The 22,023-nt window shown below is 59.5% G+C and carries 21 protein-coding genes; 8 read left to right on the top strand and 13 right to left on the bottom strand.

Going from position 1 to position 22,023, the window contains the following annotated elements:
• Positions 1-4: 4 nt before the first annotated feature.
• The 5 genes from K3754_RS10090 to K3754_RS10070 form a co-directional block, all read right to left on the bottom strand.
• The gene (locus K3754_RS10090) at positions 5-1,234 is read right to left on the bottom strand and encodes a multidrug effflux MFS transporter (RefSeq protein ID WP_409202353.1); all 1,230 of its coding nucleotides are present in this window, start codon (positions 1,232-1,234) and stop codon (positions 5-7) included.
• Positions 1,235-1,322: 88 nt separating this feature from the next.
• Positions 1,323-1,730, bottom strand: a complete 408-nt coding sequence (locus K3754_RS10085; protein ID WP_259936955.1) for a hypothetical protein — start codon at positions 1,728-1,730, stop codon at positions 1,323-1,325.
• The gene (locus K3754_RS10080) at positions 1,727-1,894 is read right to left on the bottom strand and encodes a hypothetical protein (RefSeq protein ID WP_259936953.1); all 168 of its coding nucleotides are present in this window, start codon (positions 1,892-1,894) and stop codon (positions 1,727-1,729) included. The genes K3754_RS10085 and K3754_RS10080 overlap by 4 nt, the downstream gene beginning before the upstream one ends.
• 120 nt (positions 1,895-2,014) lie before the next feature.
• On the bottom strand, positions 2,015-2,662 hold the full coding sequence (locus K3754_RS10075; RefSeq protein ID WP_259936952.1) for a DsbA family oxidoreductase: 648 nt from the start codon (positions 2,660-2,662) through the stop codon (positions 2,015-2,017).
• Positions 2,655-4,175: a class I adenylate-forming enzyme family protein gene (locus tag K3754_RS10070; protein WP_259936950.1), complete on the bottom strand. Its 1,521-nt coding sequence runs from the start codon at positions 4,173-4,175 to the stop codon at positions 2,655-2,657. The genes K3754_RS10075 and K3754_RS10070 overlap by 8 nt, the downstream gene beginning before the upstream one ends.
• Before the next feature lie 64 nt (positions 4,176-4,239).
• On the opposite strand from K3754_RS10070, the gene K3754_RS10065 reads away from it, so the two are divergent.
• Positions 4,240-4,863 (top strand): helix-turn-helix domain-containing protein, encoded by a 624-nt coding sequence (locus K3754_RS10065; RefSeq protein WP_259936948.1) that lies wholly within the window; start codon positions 4,240-4,242, stop codon positions 4,861-4,863.
• Positions 4,864-4,865: 2 nt separating this feature from the next.
• Here the strand turns inward: K3754_RS10065 and K3754_RS10060 are convergent, their stop codons facing one another.
• The gene (locus tag K3754_RS10060) at positions 4,866-5,342 is read right to left on the bottom strand and encodes an arsenate reductase ArsC (RefSeq protein WP_203211181.1); all 477 of its coding nucleotides are present in this window, start codon (positions 5,340-5,342) and stop codon (positions 4,866-4,868) included.
• A gap of 47 nt (positions 5,343-5,389) precedes the next feature.
• Positions 5,390-7,111 carry an extracellular solute-binding protein gene (locus K3754_RS10055; RefSeq protein ID WP_311201422.1) on the bottom strand — a complete coding sequence of 574 codons (1,722 nt, stop codon included), beginning with the start codon at positions 7,109-7,111 and terminating at the stop codon, positions 5,390-5,392.
• Positions 7,112-7,521: 410 nt separating this feature from the next.
• On the opposite strand from K3754_RS10055, the gene K3754_RS10050 reads away from it, so the two are divergent.
• Entirely contained in the window at positions 7,522-8,307 is a 786-nt protein-coding gene (locus K3754_RS10050; RefSeq protein ID WP_238936639.1) for a 3-hydroxybutyrate dehydrogenase, read from the top strand.
• 3 nt (positions 8,308-8,310) lie between these two features.
• On the top strand, positions 8,311-9,342 hold the full coding sequence (locus K3754_RS10045) for a patatin-like phospholipase family protein (RefSeq protein WP_259936945.1): 1,032 nt from the start codon (positions 8,311-8,313) through the stop codon (positions 9,340-9,342).
• 2 nt (positions 9,343-9,344) lie between these two features.
• On the opposite strand, the gene K3754_RS10040 is transcribed toward K3754_RS10045, so the two are convergent.
• The 4 genes from K3754_RS10040 to K3754_RS10025 form a co-directional block, all read right to left on the bottom strand.
• A complete protein-coding gene (locus K3754_RS10040) occupies positions 9,345-10,094 on the bottom strand; it encodes a DUF502 domain-containing protein (RefSeq protein WP_259936943.1) in 750 nt (249 codons plus the stop codon).
• A 104-nt stretch (positions 10,095-10,198) separates the two neighbouring features.
• Entirely contained in the window at positions 10,199-11,119 is a 921-nt protein-coding gene (locus tag K3754_RS10035; protein WP_259936942.1) for a pseudouridine-5'-phosphate glycosidase, read from the bottom strand.
• Positions 11,116-12,012: a PfkB family carbohydrate kinase gene (locus K3754_RS10030; protein ID WP_259936941.1), complete on the bottom strand. Its 897-nt coding sequence runs from the start codon at positions 12,010-12,012 to the stop codon at positions 11,116-11,118. Before K3754_RS10030 ends, K3754_RS10035 begins: the two co-directional genes overlap by 4 nt.
• Positions 12,013-12,078: 66 nt before the next feature.
• Positions 12,079-12,891: a DUF4198 domain-containing protein gene (locus tag K3754_RS10025; protein ID WP_259936939.1), complete on the bottom strand. Its 813-nt coding sequence runs from the start codon at positions 12,889-12,891 to the stop codon at positions 12,079-12,081.
• Here K3754_RS10025 and K3754_RS10020 point away from each other — a divergent pair.
• Positions 12,890-14,032 carry a HupE/UreJ family protein gene (locus K3754_RS10020; RefSeq protein WP_259936932.1) on the top strand — a complete coding sequence of 381 codons (1,143 nt, stop codon included), beginning with the start codon at positions 12,890-12,892 and terminating at the stop codon, positions 14,030-14,032. The two genes, K3754_RS10025 and K3754_RS10020, sit on opposite strands and share 2 nt — an antisense overlap.
• A gap of 13 nt (positions 14,033-14,045) precedes the next feature.
• Here the strand turns inward: K3754_RS10020 and K3754_RS10015 are convergent, their stop codons facing one another.
• Positions 14,046-14,666: a thiamine phosphate synthase gene (locus K3754_RS10015; RefSeq protein WP_259936931.1), complete on the bottom strand. Its 621-nt coding sequence runs from the start codon at positions 14,664-14,666 to the stop codon at positions 14,046-14,048.
• 138 nt (positions 14,667-14,804) lie between these two features.
• Here K3754_RS10015 and K3754_RS10010 point away from each other — a divergent pair, with 138 nt between their 5' ends.
• The 4 genes from K3754_RS10010 (at position 14,805) to K3754_RS09995 (ending at position 19,169) form a co-directional block, all read left to right on the top strand.
• Entirely contained in the window at positions 14,805-15,557 is a 753-nt protein-coding gene (locus K3754_RS10010) for an RNA methyltransferase (RefSeq protein ID WP_259936930.1), read from the top strand.
• Positions 15,558-15,612: 55 nt separating this feature from the next.
• Positions 15,613-16,761, top strand: coding sequence for a heme A synthase (ctaA, locus tag K3754_RS10005; protein ID WP_259936928.1), 1,149 nt, complete (start codon positions 15,613-15,615; stop codon positions 16,759-16,761).
• A 2-nt stretch (positions 16,762-16,763) separates the two neighbouring features.
• On the top strand, positions 16,764-18,248 hold the full coding sequence (locus K3754_RS10000) for a carboxypeptidase M32 (protein WP_259936927.1): 1,485 nt from the start codon (positions 16,764-16,766) through the stop codon (positions 18,246-18,248).
• Positions 18,249-18,326: 78 nt separating this feature from the next.
• Complete coding sequence (locus K3754_RS09995) at positions 18,327-19,169, top strand: oxaloacetate decarboxylase (protein ID WP_259936925.1); 843 nt, start codon at positions 18,327-18,329, stop codon at positions 19,167-19,169.
• 2 nt (positions 19,170-19,171) lie between these two features.
• Here K3754_RS09995 and gyrA read toward each other — a convergent pair whose 3' ends face one another.
• Positions 19,172-21,931 (bottom strand): DNA gyrase subunit A, encoded by a 2,760-nt coding sequence (gene gyrA, locus K3754_RS09990; RefSeq protein ID WP_259936923.1) that lies wholly within the window; start codon positions 21,929-21,931, stop codon positions 19,172-19,174.
• Between the last annotated feature and the right edge of the window lie 92 nt (positions 21,932-22,023).

Below are 22,023 nucleotides of genomic sequence, written 5' to 3'. Positions count from 1 at the left end.
CGGCTTACTCCGCCGCCTGCATCTGTGTCTCTATGCGCCCCAATTGCAGCATCAGGGCAAAGCCGATCACCGCCATGGCCATCACGGCCGCAAACAAAAGCTGCACCCCGCCATCAAAGTAGATGTCGATCAGCGAGGCCACGACAGCGGCAATCACGGTCGAAAATGACCCGATAACAGAGGCGGCCATGCCCGCGATATGGCCCATCGGCTCCATCGCGATGGCATTGAGATTGCCCAAGGTCAGCCCGGCCTGAAAGAAACAACAGGTCTGCCAGAACAGGAAGGCGGCAAACCCGTAAGGTTCGGCCATATTCGCAACCCCGCTGACCAGCAGCGCGGCCGAGATGATGATCTGTGCGCCAAGGGTCATCGTCACCATCCGCCGCATCCCAAAGCGCATCACAAGCTTGGCGTTCAGCAGGCTGGAACTGCCCGCGACAAGGGCAATCGCACCAAACCAATAGGGAAAGTTTTCGGCCCGGCCATAGGTCACGTCATAGATTGACTGCACGCGCATCAAGGTCAGGAACAAGATCCCCATGGCAAGCGATTGCACAAAGATCGAGATCCGCACGCCGGGGTGGGCGAACATTTCCTTAACCGCGCTGCGCATCAGATGAAATTTGAGCGGCCTGCGGTTTTCCACAGGCAGCGTTTCCGGCAGGCGCAGGCCCATCCAAACCACGGATATGATTGAGAAAAGAATAAAGGCGACAAAGATACCGCGCCATCCGACACCGGCGATAATCACAGCGCCCATGGCCGGGGCAAAGGCAGGGATCAGGGTGAAAATCAGCATGACGATTGACACGATCCGCGCCATTTCACGGCCCGCATAAAGATCACGCACAACGGCCACCGCAACAATCCGCGGACCGGACGCGCCAAGCCCCTGGAACAGCCGCGCGACCAGCATCACCTCAAGTGTGGAACTGGCCCAGGCCACCGCCGCCGAGACAATATAGAGGCCCGCACCGATAAAGATAATCCGCCGCCGTCCAAAGGCATCAGACAGCGGACCGCTTATAAAGGTGCCAAGCCCCATGCCGAGCACAAAACTGGTCAGGATCAGGGCGGCGTTTTGAGGGGCATCCGGGGCAAGTTCGGCCCCCATAACCGGCAGGGCGGGCAGCATTGCATCGATCGAAAAGGCGATCGTTGCGAACATCATCGCGATGAGCGCAACAAATTCGGCGCGGCCCATGGCAAACCGGTCTGATTGCTCTGTCACGAAATGCTCCCTCAATGTGCACAAGGCATAACTCAAGGTTGCAATAGCGGCAATCGGTATTCCGGATTGTGCAAGGGTCGGTGGGGGTTTAGGCTATCAGCGACATAGAATTGTCGAAATACGACATCTCCGCGCCCTCATGGTGCAGTATTTGTGCAATATCCTGCACCCCATCGAAGGGGCCGGCGCAGTTTGGCGCCGCGATAAGGGCGCAGATGTCATGGTTCACGATGTCGGTTCGTATTTGGGCAAAGCTGTCCTGGGTGATCACCTTTGACACAAACCGGCAGCTCTCCAACATGTTGCGCCGTTGTCCAAAGCTGTTGTTGCAAGGCTGGCCGCATAGAGCGCTGAACCCATCGGTGCGGCAGCCGACAATCACATCGCTGCCCAAACGGGTTAATTCCTGCAAAAACCGGATCTGATCGGGGCCAAATAGGTCAAATGCGCCATAGGTCAGCACAGAGCGATAGCGGGCAGGGCGCAGTTTCATCATGCTGGGCGCTCCAGTTGCGAGGCGGAGGCTGCAACGCTTTCATTGCGCCAGATCGCCTTGATGCCGCTGGTATCGACCGTGGTCAGTGATGTGAATATTAGCCCTGCTCTGCCAAACACTTGCACTGTGTTCGGGGCAGGCACATTTGCCTGTTTGTCTGCCATTTTACCCGCTCTCTCGATGGGGTCTAACGCCCCTTATGAACAGAACTCTACGTCAGCTTGTGCAGATAGGCAAAAGGGCGCGGGCCGCTGGGCTGTGCAACTGTACCCCAAACGCCACAGTCAGGACGGATCAGCGCCGGTCAACTCGTCAATCACCTTGAGCCAAAGCGCAGGTGGCTGTGCGCCTGGCACGGCATGCTGGTTGCCAACAATGAACGTCGGAACGGAGCTGATCCCCATCTGGCGGCTGTGCGCATCGCGGTCACGGATGGCTTGTATGTCTTCGTCGGTCAGCAGCAGTTTGGCGACCACCGCGGCGTCCATTTCGATGCTGTCAGCAATATCTGCCAGAACTTCGGCATCGCCAATGTCCCGCGCATCGACAAAATAGGCTTTGAACAGGGCCGAAACCGCCGCAGTCTGCCGCCCCTCGATGCCCGACCAATGGATCAGCCGATGGGCATTGAGCGTATTGGGCGTGCGCTGCATCGCCTCGAAATTGATGTTCAGGCCCGCTTTCTCAGCATGTTCCACCACCGGGGCATAGGCCCGCACCGCCGCTTCCTTGCCGCCGAACTTGCCCTCAAGATAGTCGCGCCGGTCCATTCCGCCTGCAGGCATGTCGGGGTTGAGCTGGAACGGATGCCATTCGATCACGAAAGGATGGTCTGGCCGCTGTGCCAGCGCCTTGTCCAGATGCGCCTTGCCGATATAGCACCACGGGCAAATCGGGTCTGACATAATGTCCAGCTTGATCGGATCACGCATTGTTCTTGCCCTCATAATCGGCCCGCAACGCCCGGCGCAGCAGTTTGCCATTCGCGCCCATCGGCAGCTCTGGCACATGTTGATAAAGACGCGGCTGTTTGTACCGCGCCAGATTGTCCTTGGCATACTGGTCCAGCGCCTGATGGTCCAGTGGGGCAGGCGCGGTGTAGAAGGCGGCGATTACGGAAACGCCCTCCTTTATGGTCACCTCGACCACACCAATACCGGTGATCCCCGGCGCAGCGGCCAGCGCGGCCTCAACCTCAAGTGGCGAGACACGAAAGCCGCCCGCGTTCATCATATCGTCATTGCGCCCCAGATAGGTGATCTGCCCGTCCGCATCCATATGCGCCTGATCACCGGTCAGGAACCAATCGCCGCGATAGCGCGAGGCTGTTTGGTCCGGCGCATCCAGGTATCCCAGCATCAATCCGGGGTCCGTGTTGTGAATGGCGATAATGCCGGACTGACCAGCTTCGACGGGTCCGTCATCGCCCATCAGGCAGACGCGCCGCCCCGGTTGCGCCCTGCCCAAAGCGCCGGGGCTTGCCGGATGGTCCGGACAGCCCGAAATGAATGTGGAACATTCCGACATGCCAAAGGCCTCGTAAATCGCGGTGCCGGTGGCGGCGTTCCAATGCCCACGCACCCCATCGGCCATCTTTTCACCGGCGCTAAGACCATGGCGGAGTTGGGGAAGGACGGGCGCATGGTCCGACTTGAGCATCTGCCGATAAACCCCCGGAGCGGCTGCAAAAATTGTCGCATCGTGGTCTCGCAATAACTGCCACAGCCCGGATGGCGCAGTTCCGGCCTCCGGGATCAATGCGGTTGCGCCGCAGGTCCATGGGTCCATCAACCCGGTGCCAAGGGTATAGGTCCAGTTGAACGCGCCCGCGTGCAGCAGCCGGTCCTGCGCCCGCAGACCGTACCAGCCATCGAACATCATCCGCCGCGCCCAGATCGCCCGGTGTGCATGCATCACCGCTGAAGGTTTGCCGGAGGTGCCGGAGGTATAGATGATATATCCCAGCCGGTTGGGATCGCCCCGATGCCATGCGGCAGGCGGCAGGTCGCGCATGGCCCGCAAGCGTTCCAACGAGACCTCAAGAGGGGCCGGGGCGCTGGCCACATCCGGGTCGCGCAGAACCGCAGCGGGCTTGAGCATCGGCGACATCTTCGCCACCTCTGCCTCGGTCAATGCCGCCGCGGTCGGCACCGGCACCAGACCTGCGGCCAGTGCGCCCAGATAGGCCAGCGGGAAATCCGGCGTATTGCCAAGACGCATCAGAACGCGATCCCCGGGCACCAACCCCAGTTGCAGCAATCCTGTCGCCGTGCCGCGCACTGCGCTGCGCAACCGGCCATAGTTCCACTCCTCCACGTCCGTGCCGGAAACAATCATCAGGGCGGTTTTATCTGCCGCTGCTCCGCCGGAGGTCAGCACATATTCGGCCATGTTAAAGGGCGCGGGGCAGGGTGGGAAACGGTCGTTTTCGGCTGTAAGGTCCATATATCCGCGCTACCGCGTCCGCGCCGCCGTTGCAAGGTGGCCAGCCTGCCGATATAGCATGGCCATGACCAAAGATGCCCCTGTCAGCCTGATCCAGATCGCCCGCGCCAGCGGCGAAAGCGATGAAACCCCGCCTGTCGATCTGGGGGCGCGGGTGCGCGAGCTGCGCAAGGGGCGCAGTTGGACATTGGAGCAGGCGGCCAAGCAGGCCGGGCTGGCCCGATCGACCCTGTCCAAGATCGAAAACGGGCAGATGTCTCCGACCTATGACGCGTTGAAAAAGCTGGCCGTGGGGCTGGAAATTTCGGTCCCGCAATTGTTCACGCCGCCCGCTGCGGACAAGATCAATGGCCGTATGGCGGTGACCAAATCGGGCGAGGGGGCGGCCAAGGCGACCACCACCTATGAGCATGAGCTGCTGGGCGATACCCTGCGCAAGAAACAAATGCTGCCCTACCGCGCCCGTATCCGCGCCCGCAGCATGGATGAATTTGACGGTTGGGTGCGCCATGACGGCGAAGAGTTTCTCTATGTGCTGACCGGTGTTGTGCAGCTTTACACAGAATTTTATGAACCTGTTGAACTGCGCCGGGGTGACAGCGCCTATTATGACGCGACCATGGGCCATAACGTCATTTCCACCAGCGCGGATGACGCGATGATCCTATGGGTGACGTCGCTGGCCTGAGGTCAAAGGATCAGGGCGCAGGCGTTCAAATGCGTCCGCAACGCTGCGGCGTCCATCTTTTCCACGGGTTCGGCAAGGAAGGCAGCGGCGCGCCTGTACAAAATATCATAGGCCTGGGAAAAAGCGCCGGGAACGGCCTTTCCCTGCGCGGCGGCTGGATCTTCGACACCCCAATGGGCGCGGATGGGTGCACCCGGCCACATCGGGCAGGTCTCGCCTGCCGCCGATCCGCAGACCGTGATCACTGCATCCATAACCGGCGCGTCCGGCAGGGCAAATTCATCCCAGCTTTTGGAACGGGCATCAGAAACATCCATGCCTTTTTCGCCAAGCAGGACAATGGATTGCGGGTGCACCTGACCGGCAGGCTGGCTTCCGGCGGAATAGGCCCGCACGCGGCCTTTGCCCAGATTGTTGAGGATCGATTCAAGCAAGATCGAGCGGGCGGAGTTGCCGGTGCATAAAACAAGTATATTCATGAGCCTCGCCTACAAGAGGGATGTTTCGGTTTTATGACAGAGACAGGTCAGTTGCCCGCGTCCTGCCACCACCAGACCTGCGGCATGTAATACGACCCATCCCCATAAAGCGGCAGTGTTTCGGGATAGACCATCCGCGCATCATGGGCGATCAAACCCTCGTTGAATTGCCAGAACGGGATGACATAGCGCCCTGCGGTTAACACCCGGTCCAGTGCGCGGGTGGCAGCGGTAAACCCTTCGCGGTCGCGGGCTGACAGCATCTGGTCAATCAATCCGTCAATCGCCGGGTTCCTGGCCCCCATCAGGTTGCGCGATCCCGGCTGATCTGCCGCTGCACTTCCCCAGTAATATCGCTGTTCGTTGCCGGGGCTCAGCGACAGGGCACGACGGAAATGAGCCATATCGAAATCGAAATCGGAGGTTCGCGCCACCAGTTGGGCATTGTCGACAACCTCGACTGAGGCCTCCACGCCCAAACGCTTGAGCGCCTGAATGTAGAGCTCGGCAATCTTGGTGTGCTCGGCGTTGTTCTTGGACAGCAGAATGCGAAAGCTGAGCGGTTTGCCGTTGGCATCACGCATCTGGCCATCCTGCGGGCTGTAACCGGCGGCCTCAAACAGTTTCATCGCGGCGCGAATGCCCTTGCGGTTGCGGGCCGTGCCATCGGCAACGGGCAGGGTATAGCCTTCCAATGTGCCGGGCAGCAGGTGATCGGAATAGGGTGCCAATGCCGCCAGAACCGCGCCCTTGGCGGGACCGGGCTGCATCGCCAGTTCGGAGTTGGAGAAATAGGAGGAAATCCGCGGCAACGATCCGCCCGTTAAGGCATCATTTATATATTCAAAGTTAAACGCCGCGATCATCGCCTCGCGCAGACGCCAATCGTCAAACGGCGGGCGGCGGGTGTTCATCACAAATCCCGTCATGCCCGATGGTTTTTGATGGGCAAAGGTGGATTTTAGCACCTCACCCCGATCGATGGCGGGGAAATCGTATTGTGTGGCCCAGGTTTCGGCGTTGAACTCACGCACCGCGGAAATTTCACCGCCTTTGAACGCCTCGAACAACACATTGGCATCGCCGTAAAAGTCGATCTTGATCTGGTCAAAGTTGTTGGTGCCGCGCACCACGGGAACATCCGCTCCCCAGTAATCGGGGTTGCGTGTCAGAACCACCTGCGCGCCGGCCTTGTAATCAGTGACCACATAGGGACCGCTGCCCAGCGGGATGTCCTGCAAAGGGGCATTGGCAAAGTCTTTGCCTTCCCACTGCGCCTTGGACAGGATCGGGCGCATCCCGGCCAACAGGGCCAGTTCCCGGTTGTCGGTGTTGAAAGTCATCCGGACTTTGCGCGGGCCGGTGGCCTTAATCGTTTCGATCTGGCTGCGCAGCCCGTGATATTTGGGATGCCCTTCGGTCCCGAGCAGGTCATAGGAGAAGATCACATCCTCCACAGTGACAGGCGAGCCATCGGAGAATCGCGCCTCTGGCCGCAGGGTAAACTCGACCCAGGAGCGGTCATCCGGGGTTTCAATCGATTCGGCGAGCAGCCCATAAAGCGTAAATGGCTCATCCCAAGAGCGCCCCATCAGGCTTTCGTGGGTCAAAAATGGCAGCTGCCAGGGTTTGTTGCCCTTTCGGACAAACGGATTGAGACTGTCGAAACCGCCGTTGTCGCCCAGAGTGATCTGCCCGCCCTTGGGCGCATCTGCGTTCACATAAGGCAGCGACACAAAATCAGGTGGCAGCGCGGGTTCTCCATACATAGATATCCCGTGTTTTGGCGCAGCCTGTGCCATCGCCGCGAAGAGAATCAGTGAAGAAGCCCCCGCAACGCCCCGCAATTTTTGGAAAAAATCCATTGCCATTTCTGCAACAATCCCGCTCTGCCCTTGTTTTATTGAGGCCATGAATAGCGGGGGTTAACGGGGAGTTGCAACTTTTAGCTTGGCCTGAGGCATCGAATTGCTTATAAAGGTGTCACTGCTCGATAGGTTTCTTGCCTGTATGAAACCTGCCTCAATAACTTAACGCCCGCTTCGTGCGGGCGTTTTTTTTGGCAGAAACTGGTTTGGACCCTGCACAAAGCAGGGCGGAACCAAATCAGAAATAGGGCGTTTCCTTTGCAGCCGCAGCACGGCAAGATGCGTGCGCAGCATACTCAAGGAGACATCCCATGGCATTCACGATTGACCTGTCCGGCAAAACCGCCGTCATCACCGGCTCGAACTCGGGCATTGGCCTGGGGATTGCTTGGGAACTGGCCCGCGCGGGGGCGGATATTGTCCTCAATTCCTTTACCGACAATGACGAAGATCACGCGCTGGCGCAAAGCATCGCGGACGAGGCCGGAGTAAGCGCACGCTACATTCAGGCCGATATGTCCAAGGGCGATCAATGCCGTGATCTGATCACCAAGGCAGGGCGCTGCGATATTCTGGTTAACAATGCAGGTATTCAACATGTCGCCGCAATTCCCGATTTTCCGGTCGAGAAATGGGATGCGATCATCGCGATCAACATGTCATCTGCCTTTCACACCACCGCCGTGGCCCTGCCGATGATGCGCAAGGCAGGTTGGGGCCGGGTGATCAACATCGCCTCGGCACATGGGTTGACGGCGTCGCCCTACAAGGCGGCCTATATCGCTGCCAAACACGGGGTGGTCGGCCTGACCAAGACCACCGCACTGGAAACCGCCAAGGAAGACATCACCTGCAACGCCATTTGCCCCGGTTACGTGCTGACCCCGATTGTGGAAAAGCAGATCCCCGACACCATGAAGGAATACGACATGACCCGCGAAGAGGTCATCGAGAACGTCATGCTCACCCGCCAGCCCAGCAAGGAATTTGCCACTGTTGAACAGATGGGCGGCACGGCGACGTTTCTGTGTTCCTCTGCGGCGGCACAGATCACCGGCACCACCATCAGCGTCGATGGCGGCTGGACCGCGCTGTAATTCATGGCAAAGAAACGCATCAATCTGGCGCTTCAGGGCGGCGGGGCGCATGGCGCCTTCACCTGGGGTGCCCTTGACCGTTTGCTCAAGGACGACGAAGTCGAGATCTGCGGCATCTCCGGCACCTCGGCAGGGGCGCTCAACGGCGCTGCGCTCAAGGCTGGGATGGTGCAGGGCGGCAAGGCGGGCGCACGGGACAATCTGACATGGCTTTGGGGACAGGTCGCGGGTGTCACCGACATGCGTCTGGCCCATTGGATGGCCCCTTTCGGCATAGGGGCGCTCAGCCAGGCGATTGAATACAGCTGGCCTGTGACGCTGTCAGATGCCGTTTCTGGCCAGATTTCGCCCTACGCCTATGGCCCGTTCTATCGCAATCCACTGTCCGATATTGTGCAGCGGTTCGACTATGACAGGGTCTGCAATCACGTCGCGCCGCTATTGTTCATCTGCGCCACACGGGTGCGCAACGGCAAGATCAAGATTTTTGAAGGCGACGAGATCGGCCCTGACGCTTTGATGGCCTCGGCCTGTCTGCCGACGATTTTCAAGGCGGTGGAGCTTTTCGATCCCGAAACCGGCCGGAATGAGGCGTTTTGGGATGGCGGCTATACCGGCAATCCGGCGCTGTTCCCGCTGTTTCAACGAGATCTGCCTGATGACATCGTGATCATCAACATCAACCCGTTGGAGCGGGACGAGCTGCCGGTCACTCCCAAACAGATCCAGAACCGGATCAACGAGATCAGCTTTAATTCTAGCCTGTTTCGCGAGTTGCGCGCCATCGAATTTGTACAACGCTTGCTGGACGACGGGGCCGTGTCCGAAGGGCATATGAGCCGTGTACGGGTGCATATGATTGCTGATGATGAATTGATGGCGCAACTGTCCGTGGCCACCAAACTGGTGCCCAATGCAGCCGTGATCAAAACCCTGCACGATGCGGGGTACAACGCCGCCGATCAATTTCTGGCCAATCATAAGGATGATCTGGGCCAACGCAGTTCGGTCGATCTGCCAGCGATGTTTGGCTGAAATCAGTCCTTGGCCGGGATCTTGTCCAACAAATCCGTCAATCCGCCCGTGCCTGTCTGCCCCTCGGAGCGGTCGGAGGGGTAAACCAGCCCCGCAGAGATCACCAGTTTGGCAGCGTCCTCGACGCTCATATCCAGCTCAATCACGTCTTTCCGCGGGAAAAACAGCAGGAAACCCGAGGTCGGGTTCGGCGTTGTCGGCAGAAAGACCGAGACCATGTCATCCGATGGATCGGTCTTGGCGGCGACCTCGCCCTTGGCCATGGTCGAGATAAAGCCCAGGGCCCAGATGCCCCGGCGCGGATATTCGATCAGACAGGCCGTCTCAAAGCTGCGCTCGGACTGGGCAAAGATGGTTTCGGAAATCTGTTTGATCCCCGAATAGATCGACCGCACTACCGGTGTGCGTTCCACCAGACCTTCGGCAAAGCGGATCAGGGACCGGCCCATGATCCCCTTGGCCATCCAACCGACAATGATCGTGAACAGCAGGAAAATAACCACACCAAGGCCGCGCACGTTGATCTGCACCGACGGATCGAGGCCAAGGTAGTCCTGCAACATCCGGTCGGGGTGATAGACCTCCGGCACCAGCGGCAGAACAAATCCGTCGATCCAACCCACAACCGTCCAGATCAGCCACATCGTCAGCCCAACGGGCGCGATCACCACCAATCCGGTCAGGAACGAGGCCCGCAAACGGGCCAACACGCCGCGCTTGGGCGTGGGTTCAATGTCAAATGGCGTGTTCATGTCTCAAGGGTTCCAAAATCGATCTGGCTATAGCTAGTTCCTTTGCCGGGGTCCGACAATGGCTGCACCTGAAAATGGCGGAGGATCACCTGATTTTTATGAGGTCAAACGGGCAGTTCGGTCAATTCACGGGCAATATCTGCCGCCAGACGGGCATTGTTGCGCACCAGCGCGATATTGGCGATCAAAGACCGCCCCTCGGTCAGCTCGAAAATCCGTTGAAGCAGATAGGGCGTGACCCCTTTGCCAGCGATCCCGTGGGCATCTGCATCAGCCTGTGCCTGCGCGATCACCGGGGCCAGTTCGGCGGCAGGGATTTCATCTGCGGCGGGGATGGGGTTGGCGATCAATTGTCCGCCGGGCAGGCCCATCGCGCCGCGCATCCGGTGGGCGCGGGCGATCTGTGCGGCCTCATCCATCCGCAAGGGGGCGGGCAGGGGTGACGTCGCGCTCCAGAACGCAGGAAAGCTGTCTTGGCCGACGGCAATGACCGGCACACCCTGGGTTTCCAGCACTTCAAGGGTTTTTGGCACGTCCAAAATCGCCTTGGCCCCGGCGGCCACCACGGTCACGGGTGTTTGGGCCAGCTCCATCAGGTCCGCCGAGATGTCAAAGCTGTCTTCGGCGCCTTTGTGTACACCGCCAATGCCGCCCGTGGCAAAGACCCCGATCCCAGCGAGATGCGCCGCGATCATCGTGGCGGCCACCGTCGTGGCACCCGTGCCGCCCGTGGCGATGCAAACGGCCATGTCCGCGCGGCTGAGTTTGGCCACGCCCTTGGCCTGCGCCAAGCTGGTCAATTGCTCAGGATCCAGCCCGATGTGGAGGGTTCCTTCTATCACCGCAATCGTGGCAGGCACCGCACCGGCGGCGCGAATGTCGTCCTCAACCTGCCGGGCGACCTCCAGGTTTTGCGGATAGGGCATGCCGTGGGTGATGATCGTGCTTTCAAGCGCAACAATCGCAGCGCCCGATGTGCGGGCTTTGGCCACTTCGGCGCTGTAGGTCAGGGGCAGGGTGGTCATATCTTGGTCTCTCCGGACACATAAAGGGCGGCGGCTTCAAGCGCATCGGACAAGGCCGATTGCGGATCGCGGTCGCGTAATTCTGCAGCGACATGGGCCGCCATAAAGGTATCGCCAGCACCGGTCACACGGGCCACATGCACCTGCGGCGGCGTCATGGTGATCAGGGCATCCGATTGCCCTACGGTCGCAGGATTGCCGCCATCGGTCACAACCGCCCGCGCCGCACCGCGCGCGAGCAGGCCAGCCGCCGCATCGGCAGAGCTTTCAAACGGGGCTTCACACAGCAGCCCGGCCTCTTCGAGGTTTACATAAAGTGTGCCGCGCCCCGATTGCACAAACGGGCTGAGCCGCAACGCCTTGCCGGGGGAGGCGGGTGCAACCCGCAGATCGGCCTGCGCCAACAACGGGCTTTGCGCCACCTGCGCCAGCAAATCCAGCGTCAGATTGCCATCCAGCGCGACCGCCCCGCAATAGGGCGCAGCGAGACTGCCGTCCGACAACGGGCGCAAGATCTTGTCTCCTGCCGCCTCAAGCGAATGGGCATCGGCAATCGCTGCAATCAGCCCGTTTGATCCTTCGACAGCCATATACTGATCTGTTGGCAAATCATCCGAGCGGTAGATGTGCTCTGTGTTCAGCCCGCGCAGGGCGCAAGCGCGGATCAGTTCATCGCCTTCAATGTCGCGGCCCACGGCGCTCAGCAAGGCCGGCTTCAGGCCGAACCGCGCCAGCGCCATCCCGATGTTCAGCGCCACACCGCCGGGCAGTCGGGTGATCCGCCCCGGCATATCGGAGCCTTGGCGCATCGCGGTCTCTGACCGGCCAATCACGTCCCATAGAACGGAACCGATGCACAGAATATCGGGGGTTTTGGAATTTGTGTCAGACATAGGCCGGATGTAGCCGCTGTTGCCACTTAAGGGCAAGGCGGCTGTGACCGCAAAATGCCGTTGTCCTTACGGCACCGCAAAGGTCAGCGCTGCCCAAAGGGTTTCCCAGACCGGATCAGTCTTTGGGTCCACCATGTCAGCTGCAGGACGCAGAACCACCGCATCAAAGATATAGCTGTGTCCGGAACTAACAGGGATCACCGCCTCGCCTTGCGCATTGGTCCGGTACAGCGTGACAGTCACATCACCGCTGCGCGCGCGGTCGAACACCTCGACCTGCGCATCTGGACGTACGGCGCCCTGATAAAGAACCCGGACCCGCATCTGGCCATCAAAATCCGGCGCGTAAGGATTGCTGAGCGCGACAAATTCCGTTTGCATTCCGGTGCTTGCGTCCGCACCCGCACCGGACCCAACCGCGATCAAGGACTTGGCGTGCCGGGTGTAGCGTTCCTTGAAACCTTCCATGGGCCAACCTGCCGCCGCATGGTCCGTCGCTGCAGACTGAAAATCCTTGTGCTCTGCAAATTTCAGGAACTTGGCCCATTCCTTGTAGGTCAGAGTTGACGGAGCGGTTTCGTGGATCACCACCGCCAAGGTATCCGCCAGAGGGGCCGGCACATTGAGCGCAGGCCGATCCCCGGCGCGCGGCATCAACTCAGTGCGCTTGTCATTTGCGATCAAGGCATAGGTTTCAGAGCGCCGATCAAAAAACCCCAGCGTTGTGCCACGAAAATTCTGGCCGTTCTTAAAATCCGCCTGTAGCGTGCCGCCAATTGGCACTTGATATTGATCCGGTTCGATCCAGAATTCATGGGACGCAACCGGCGCAGCAAGCGCAACAAGAAACGGCAAGGGCAGAAGGCGAGACAGAAACATGTGGCATACCTTTGATGGGACCAAACTCAAGCTGACGCTGGTGGCGTTAATGTCAAGTCTGCTTCTGTGGATCGCAGACACCGCCCGCGCCCATGAGGTGCAGCCGACCATCGGTGATTTCACGGTGACTGACGGCCAGTTGGAATTGACCCTGCAGATCAATCTTGAGGCCTTTCTGGCCGGGATTGATCTGGATGAGCTGGACGATACCAACAATGCGCCGAACGCGGCCGACTATGACACATGGCGCGGGCTGAGCGCGGCTGAGGTTGCCGAACGCGCGCCTGTCTTGCTGCCCGGTTGGAACGCTTTGCCGGTCCTGATGTCGGGGGACCAGGCACTGCCGCTTGAAACACGCGATTTGCAGGTGCCTGAAGGTGTCGATTTGGAACTGCCGCGATTGTCCACTTGGACTTTCACCGCCGATCTGCCCGCCGATGCCCGCAGTATTATAGTGAACTGGCCTGACGGCGCTGGCGCGATGGTGCTGCGCCAACAAGGGGTCGAGGCGCCCTTTACGGGATATCTCAGTGGCGGCGAAAGCTCTGGCACAATTGCGCTGGCGGGCGGCGGGGCGCAGACCCCGATGCAGGCCTTCATGAGCTATATTCCCGTTGGTTTTGACCATATTCTGCCCAAGGGTCTGGATCATATCCTGTTCGTTCTGGGGCTGTTTTTCCTCTCTACCCGTCTGCGCCCACTGATCTGGCAGGTCTCGGCCTTCACGCTGGCGCATACCGTGACCCTGGCACTGGGGGCGCTGGGATGGGTGTCCGTTCCAGGTGAAATTGTCGAGCCGCTGATCGCTGCATCGATTGTCTATGTGGCGATTGAGAACGTCTTTGCCTCCAAGCTTAATGCCTGGCGTCCATTGGTGATCTTTGGATTTGGTTTGCTACACGGGCTTGGCTTTGCCTCCGTGCTGGGCGAATTTGGCTTGCCGGAAGCGCAGTTTATTCCCGCATTGATCGGCTTTAACGTTGGCGTTGAATTGGGACAGTTGACAGTGATCGCACTCGCCTTTGCCGCCGTGGGCTGGGCGGCAAATCACGCATGGTACCGCAGCCGCATAGCGGTGCCTGCCTCCTGCGTGATCGCAGCCGTCGGGGCCTATTGGTTTGTAGAACGGGTATTTTTGTAATAGGGGCCGTTGGTTAGCCCATTGCCTTGATCAATTCACCAAGCGCGGCAGCGGGATTTTCCTGCTGCCAGATCTCATCACCCACCCCAAAGAAATCGGTATAGGGCGTCAACGTGCGGACCATCGCCGCGTCCAACGCGCCTTCGGCAACAACCGGCACTTCGATCATCTCGGACCACCACTGAAACACGTCCAACTCGGCAAAGCTGCCGTCGTCCAAGGGCGAGGCCTGCACCGGCCCAAAGCTGATGTAATCGGCGCCCGCCTCACCAGCCGCCATACCATCATGGCGCGAGATGCCGCAGAAACTGCCGACGATTGCATCCTCGCCCAGCTCCTTACGGGTGTATCGCACCGACCGCGCCGCATCTGACAGATGCACACCATCCAGCCCCAGACGTTCAACCAGCAACAAGTGATCGGAAATCACCAAGGCTACATCACGGGCATGGGTCACTTCGCGCAGGGCATCTGCGGCGCGCGACAGGCGGTCCTCGTCACGGGTGGACAGGGCAAGGCGCACACAGGCGATGGGATGGGCATCCAGAACACCGGCCAAAACATCGGGAAAGCTGCTCAGTTCAATTTCTGGCGGCGTGATCAGATAGATCTGCGGCTGTTCTGGCTGGTCCATGTCGCGTCCTTTTCATAGTCTTGAGCGCCTGATTATCGGATGGGGCGGCAAATGCAAAACCCTATCTGGGGCCATGGACGATTTCGCCCGTGTATCCGCCATCTTGCGGTGCTCTGCGGCGGCGCGTAAGAGGCGGGCATGAGCGATGAAATTGGTAAGTTGAAGATGCCAGCCGTGGTGCTGGTGCGCCCGCAAATGGGTGAAAACATCGGCGCGGCGGCGCGGGCGATGTTGAATTTCACCCTTGATCACATGCGCATTGTTGCGCCCCGTGACGGTTGGCCCAATCCGGCCGCTGTTGCGATGGCCTCTGGCGCGGGCCGGGTTCTGGATGCGGCGCAACTTTGCCCTGATCTGCCCGATGCCCTGTCCGATTGTGATTATGTCTATGCCACCACGGCGCGGGGCCGTGATCTGACCAAACCGGTGTTCAGCCCCGAAGCCGCGATGCGCGACGCCGCCGCCCGGATCGGGGAAGGACAACGTGTTGCGGTTCTGTTCGGGCCGGAACGTGCGGGTTTGGAAAACGATGACGTGGCCCGCGCAAATGCCATCGTAACCGTGCCGGTGAATCCGGAATTTGCCTCGCTCAACCTCGCGCAATGTGTGTTGCTGATGGGCTATGAATGGATGCGTGCCAGCGCCGAGGTGACGGATCTGACCGTCGAAATGGCCGGCACCGATTGGGCCAAGGGTCAGGACATCGAACATCTGGCGGGCCATTTTGAGGACCGTCTGGAGGAGGCCGGGTTCTTTTTCCCTGAACACAAGGCCCAATCGATGAAGATCAACCTGCGCAATATGTGGTCGCGCATGCCGCTGACGCGGGCGGATGTGCAAATGCTACATGGTATGATGCGTCAAATGGTACGCTGGAAAGAGCGCGACTAGACCTTTCGCGCCCGCTGCCCTACCTATCTGTGCAAGATGAAAAGTGAGGCGCAGCATGGCGGAAAAACGCAAGTTGTTCGAAGAGGTGGGCGCGGCAGAAGCCGAACGCCCCATGGCACAAACCGGAGTGATTGACCGGGGCAGGGGCGGCGCACGCGGCGCCATCCGCATCTGGCTCATGATCCTCTTTGCACTGGTGTTTGTGATGATCGCTGTGGGCGGTCTGACCCGTTTGACCGACAGCGGATTGTCGATTACCGAATGGCGCCCCCTGACCGGCGCAATCCCACCGCTGAGCGAGGCAGACTGGCAAAGCGAATTTGCCAAGTATCAAGAGATCGACGAATTCAAGGTCCAGAATGCCTGGATGCAGCTGTCTGATTTCAAAACAATATACTGGTGGGAATGGGGGCATCGCCAATTGGGCCGGGTGATCGGCCTTGTCTGGGCCATCGGCTTTCTCTGGTTCCTTGTGCGGCGGCAAATTCCCACCGGCTGGACCGGACGATTGGTGTTCATCGGTGCGCTTGGCGGTGTGCAGGGCGCGATCGGCTGGTGGATGGTTGCCTCCGGCGTGACCAGCGGCGAGGGCATCACCGATGTGGCCAGCTACCGCCTTGCCACGCATCTGGGGCTGGCCTTTGTGATTCTTGGGTTCATCACCTGGTATGTGCTGTTGCTCGGGCGCAGCGAACGCGACCTGATGCAGGCCCGCCGCGCCAAGGAGGGCAAACAATTTGGGCTGGCAACAGGCCTGCTGCATTTTGCATTCCTGCAAATCCTGCTTGGTGCCTTGGTCGCGGGCATTGATGCGGGCCGCTATTTTGTTGATTGGCCGCTGATGCAGGGGCAGTTCTTTCCGCCTGACGCCTTTGACATCGCACCCGCATGGCGGAATTTCTTTGAGAACCCCGGTTTGGTGCAGTTTATGCACCGGATTGCGGGGTATCTGCTGTTGGTTTTCGGGATTGTGGTCTGGCTGCGCGGGCGGCAATCGGCCCATCCCAACACCCGCTTTGCCTTTAATGCGGTGATGGCGGCCCTGGCGCTGCAAATCGCAGTTGGCATCACCACGGTTGTTTATGCCGCGCCTGTGCATATTGCCCTTGTCCATCAGGCACTTGCCGTGATCCTCTGGGTCTTGATCCTGCGCGCCCGTTTTCTGGCCGCCTATCCCGTTGCAACATCCCTGAGAGGAAATTGAGCATGTCTGCCTATGATGAATTGATGGCGTTCCAGCGCGACACAGAGGCACTGTCGCAAGTGGCAGGCCGCCTTGGCTGGGATCAGGAAACCATGATGCCGCGCGGCGCAGCGCCCCAAAGGGGCGAGGAAATGGCAGCCATGGAAGGGGTGCTGCACGCCCGCCGCACCGATCCGCGCATGGCGGACTGGCTGGACTCCATTGACGAGACCAGACTGGACGACGTCGGCCGCGCCAATCTGCGCCACATCCGCCGGAGTTATGAGCGAGCCAGCAAGGTGCCCGCCGCATTGGCCGCCCGCATCGCCCGCGTCACATCGGAGGCGCAGGGCACTTGGGCAGAAGCCCGCGCCAACGACGATTTCAAAGCTTTCGTGCCAACCCTGACCGAGGTCGTCGCCCTGAAACGCGAGGAAGGGCAGGCGCTGGCCTCTGGCGGCAATGCCGATGTCTATGACGCGATGCTGGCCGATTATGAACAAGGCACCACGGGCGCGGAACTTGAGGCGATGTTTGGCGCACTTCGCCCCGAACTGACCGAATTGCGCAGCGCAGTACGCGATGCCAAGGCGCCGCCGAAACTGGAAGGCACATTCGACGAGGGCGCGCAGATGAAACTGACCCGCCACCTTGCGCGCTGCTTTGGCTACGACATGAGCCATGGGCGCGTTGACAAGGCGGTGCATCCCTTTGCCTCCGGCTCTGGCCTTGATGTGCGGATCACAACGCGGACCAATGACACCGATCCGTTTAATTGTTTTTACTCAACAATTCACGAGACTGGTCATGGCGCCTATGAGCAAAACATCAACCGCGATTACCTGTTGACCCCACTGGGGCGCGGCGTGTCGATGGGGGTGCATGAAAGCCAAAGCCGGATCTATGAAAACCAGCTGGGCCGCAGCCGCGCATTTACCGGGTATATCTTCGGCCAGATGAAAGACGCCTTTGGCGATTTTGGCGTGGCGGATGAAGAAACATTCTACAAGATCGTGAACAGGGTTTCTGACGGCTTCATCCGCACCGAAGCGGACGAGCTGCAATACAATCTGCATGTGCTGATGCGCTTTGACATGGAACGGGCGCTGGTGAGCCATGATCTGCAGGTGCCGGACCTTGAAGCGGCCTGGAATGACCGTTTTGAGGCCGACTTTGGCTTTGCTGTCGACAAGGCCTCAAACGGGGTTTTGCAGGATGTGCATTGGTCGGTTGGCCTCATCGGATATTTCCCCACCTACAGCCTTGGCAATGTCTATGCCGGCTGTTTGAACGAAGCGATGCGCAGCGCCGTGCCGGATCTGGATGATCAACTTGCCAAGGGTGACACCACCGCCGCGACAAGCTGGCTTCGCGATAATGTGCAGGTGCATGGCGGTCTTTATGAACCCAAAGAAGTGATCACACGGGCCTGCGGAAAAGCGCCAAGCGAGGCACCTTTGGTCAGCTACCTCAAAGCCAAATTCTCGGACCTTTACGGGTTGGGCTAAGGCCCGACAGGGGAAGCGCGAACATTTGTTCGCATTTTGTTCCAAATCTGATAATCTTCACAAAACGGGAGACATCAGATGGACAACAGAGCGGAAAAATACAAACGGTTCAAAGGCCTGCACCATCAGGGGCGGGCCTTTGTCATGCCAAACCCATGGGACGCAGGCACGGCGCGCCTGCTGACCCATGCGGGGTTCGACGCGCTTGCCACCACCAGCGCGGGCTATGCCTTTGCCGCTGGCAAGCGGGACAGCTTCTCAAGTCTGACCCGCGATGAAATCATGATCAATGCGAAGGCCATAGTGGACGCCACGGACCTGCCGGTTTCGGCCGATCTGGAGGATGGGTTTGGCCGAGATCCTGCGACTTGTGCCGAAACCATCGCATTGGCAATAGACATCGGGCTGGTGGGCGGCTCGATCGAGGATGCAACGGGCGATCCGGACGCGCCTGTTTTGCCTATAGACCTTGCCGCAGACCGGATCAGGGCGGCGGCGGAAACGGCAAAGGACCGGGGTTTCCTGCTGACCGGACGGGCCGAAAACTTTATCTCCGGATGCCCGGATCTGGCTGACACGATCAAGCGTTTACAGGCCTATTCGGAGGCAGGTGCAGATGTGCTTTACGCGCCCGGATTGCCCGATCTAGACGCAATAAAAACAGTTTGTGCCGAGGTGGATAAGCCGGTGAACGTGGTGATGGGGCTATCAGGACCGGCCTATACCGTTGAGCAGCTTTCCGCTGCCGGTGTCAGCCGGATCTCGGTGGGTGGGTCATTTGCCCGTGCCGCTTTGGGCGCATTGCGCCGCGCCGCCGAGGAAGTGATGACCAAGGGCACCTTTACCTACGCAAAAGCGGCCATCCCCGATGGAGAAATGGCCGCTTTGATGGATCAGTCCAAGAAATCTGATCGGTCTTAGAATTACGCCTCTTCACCGCCAGAGCCGTCTTCGGCGTCTTCGTCGCCCTGATCGGCAATCCATGCGACGCTGACAACTTCCTCGCCCTTGCCGGTGTCAAAGACTTTGACCCCGCCCGCAGAGCGCGACCGGAAAGAAATGCCCTCAACAGGCACGCGGATTGACTGCCCCTTGGAGGTGGCCAGCATGATCTGATCGTCCATTTCAACCGGGAAGGAGGCAACAATGTCACCGCCGCGCATCGCCTTGTCCATGGCTGTCACACCCATACCGCCGCGCCCGCGCACCGGGTAATCATGGCTTGAGCTGAGCTTGCCAGACCCTTTGGCGGTGATGGTCAGGATCAGGTTTTCATGAGCGGACATTTCCGCATAGCGTTCCTGGCTGATGGTGGCATTGGCATCGACCGCGTCCTCATCGGACACATCAACATCATCCGCCAAGCCCGCAACCGCACGGCGCATTTTCAGATAGGCGGCACGTTCATCTGCCCCCGCATCAAAGTGACGGATGATCGACATCGAGACCACTTTGTCAGATCCGCTGAGCTTGATCCCGCGCACCCCGACCGAGGCGCGGCTGTTGAACACCCGCACATCGGTCGCCGGGAACCGGATCGCGCGGCCCGAATTGGTGGTCAGCATCACATCGTCATCATTGGAGGCAATCCGCGCGTTGATCAGCGTGGTCTCGGCGTGTTCGTCCTCGAATTTCATTGCGATCTTGCCGTTCGACTTCACATTTGTGAAATCAGACAACTTGTTGCGGCGGACCGTGCCTGCGGAGGTCGCAAAGACCACCTGCAGATCGTCCCATTCCTTCTCATCGCGGTCGACCGGCATGATCGCGGCAATGGAAACGCCCACTGGGATCGGCAGGATATTCACAATCGCCTTGCCCTTGGAGGTACGTCCGCCCTGCGGCAAACGCCATGTCTTGAGCTTGTAAACCATGCCATCGGTGGTGAAGAACAACAGCTGCGTATGGGTGTTGGCCACAAAGAGGGTGGTGACAACATCCTCTTCTTTGGTTTGCATCCCCGATACACCTTTTCCGCCGCGCCGTTGGCTGCGGAAATCGATCAGAGGGGTCCGTTTGATATAGCCGCCCGATGTAACGGTCACGACCATGTCCTCACGCGCAATCAGGTCTTCGTCGTCCATATCGCCGGACCAATCGACAATCTCGGTGCGGCGCGGCACGGCAAAGAGATCACGCACTTCGCGCAGCTCATCGGCGATGATGCCCATGATCCGCTCGCGGCTGCCGAGAATCTCGAGGTATTCCTTGATCTTGGAGGCCAGCTCTTCCAACTCGTCGGTGACTTCCTTGACGCCGATCTGGGTCAAACGCTGCAACCGCAGCTCCAGAATGGCGCGGGCCTGGGTCTCGGACAGGTTATAGGTGCCGTCTTCGTTGGCCGTATGGGTCGGATCGTCGATCAGCTTGATATAGTCCAGAATGCTGGCGGCAGGCCAACGGCGCGTCATCAGTTTTTCACGCGCCTCTGCGGCATCGGCAGAAGACCGGATGGTCTGTACCACCTCGTCAATGTTGGTCACAGCCACGGCCAGACCACACAACACATGTGACCGCTCACGCGCCTTTCGCAGCAGATACGCGGTGCGCCGTGCAACAACATCTTCGCGGAAATCAATGAAGGATGTCAGGAACCTGCGCAGTGTCAGGGTCTCTGGCCGGCCGCCATTGAGTGCCAGCATATTGCAACCGAAATAGGTCTGCATCGGGGTAAAGCGGTACAGCTGGTTCATCACCACTTCGGCTGTGGCGTCACGCTTCAGCTCGACCACAACCCGCACGCCGTTGCGGTCGGATTCGTCCTGCACATGGGCGATGCCTTCGATCTTTTTCTCGCGTACCTGCTCGGCGATTTTCTCGATCATCACCGATTTGTTCACCTGATAGGGGATCTCTTCGATGATAATGGCCCAGCGGTCCTTGCGGATCTCTTCCACACGGGTTTTGGCCCGGATGATGACACTGCCGCGCCCTTCTAGATAGGCTTTGCGCGCACCGGAGCGGCCCAGGAGGATACCGCCCGTGGGAAAGTCGGGACCGGGCACGTAATCGATCAATTGCTCGGAGGTCAGGTCAGGCTCTTCAATCAAGGCCAGCGTGGCATCGATCACTTCACCAAGGTTGTGGGGTGGAATATTGGTGGCCATACCAACCGCAATACCGCCAGCGCCATTGACCAGCATATTGGGGAAGCGGGCGGGCAGAACCGTGGGTTCCTTATCCTTGCCGTCATAGTTGTCCTGGAAATCGACAGTGTCGCGGTCGATATCCTCCAACAGATATTGCGCGGCTTTTTCCATCCGCACTTCGGTATAACGGTAGGCGGCTGCCTTGTCCCCATCCATGGAGCCAAAGTTGCCCTGACCATCCAGAAGCACCAGTGACATCGAGAAATCCTGCGCCATCCGGACCAGCGCATCATAGATCGCGCTGTCGCCATGCGGGTGGTATTTACCCATCGCCTCGGCCACCGGCCGCGAGGACTTGCGGTAGGGTTTGTCGTGGGTGTTGTTGGTCTCGTGCATGGCATAAAGGATGCGCCGGTGCACAGGTTTCAGACCATCCCGCAGGTCGGGAATCGCACGGCTGACGATCACGCTCATCGCATAGTCGAGATACGAATTGCGCATCTCTTCTTCGATGGTCACAGACGGGCCGTCATAAACGGGGCGCTGTGGCGTATTTTCGTCTTCGTTTTCAGGGGTTTCTGGCGTATCGCTCACGTTCACTGCTCAGCTGTTGGGGCGCTCTATATCTTGCGGTGATTTATAGCAGAAGCGGAAGATCAGGTGCAATGCCTGTGGCCCAAACGCAC

This window comes from Sulfitobacter sp. M368 (genome assembly GCF_025141875.1).
Taxonomy (GTDB): Bacteria; Pseudomonadota; Alphaproteobacteria; order Rhodobacterales; family Rhodobacteraceae; genus Sulfitobacter; species Sulfitobacter mediterraneus_A.
This window is presented reverse-complemented; position numbering and strand designations above follow the sequence as displayed.